The sequence below is a fragment of the Neptuniibacter marinus genome (assembly GCF_001597725.1).
GTDB lineage: Bacteria > Pseudomonadota > Gammaproteobacteria > Pseudomonadales > Balneatricaceae > Neptuniibacter > Neptuniibacter marinus.
Map to the genome: position 1 here is coordinate 1 of NZ_LUTR01000055.1, position 447 is coordinate 447.

2 tRNA genes are annotated in these 447 nt (G+C 51.2%); both read left to right on the plus strand.

Annotated elements, in window-relative coordinates:
* Positions 1 to 77 (plus strand) — tRNA-Ile (locus tag A3774_RS16010).
* A 293-nt stretch (positions 78 to 370) separates the two neighbouring features.
* Positions 371 to 446 (plus strand) — tRNA-Ala (locus A3774_RS16015).
* Position 447: the final 1 nt, after the last annotated feature.

The following is a 447-nucleotide window of genomic DNA, read 5'->3' on the forward strand; positions in this document are numbered from 1 at the left end:
AGGCTTGTAGCTCAGCTGGTTAGAGCGCACCCCTGATAAGGGTGAGGTCGGTGGTTCAAGTCCACTCAGGCCTACCACTTTTACTGGCAAAATCTTAAGTAAGTGGTCAGTTAGAACTGAGAGTAAAGACGCTCAGCTGGTTAGAGCGCACCCCACTCTTTATAAAAGAAAGGGGGGTGAGGTCAGTGATTCAAGTCCACTCAGGCCGATCCATATTGCATCACTCTACAACCTGCTAGGCAGAATACTTACGCAGTCATTTTTGCTTTAGACAAGGCGCACGCTGGAGCGAGCGAAGACGTTACCCTCAATGGGTAATAACTGAGCGAGCGACGAGTGCAACGCCGTATAAAGTGAAAAGGACAAGTAAGGGGCTATAGCTCAGCTGGGAGAGCGCCTGCTTTGCACGCAGGAGGTCTGCGGTTCGATCCCGCATAGCTCCACCAT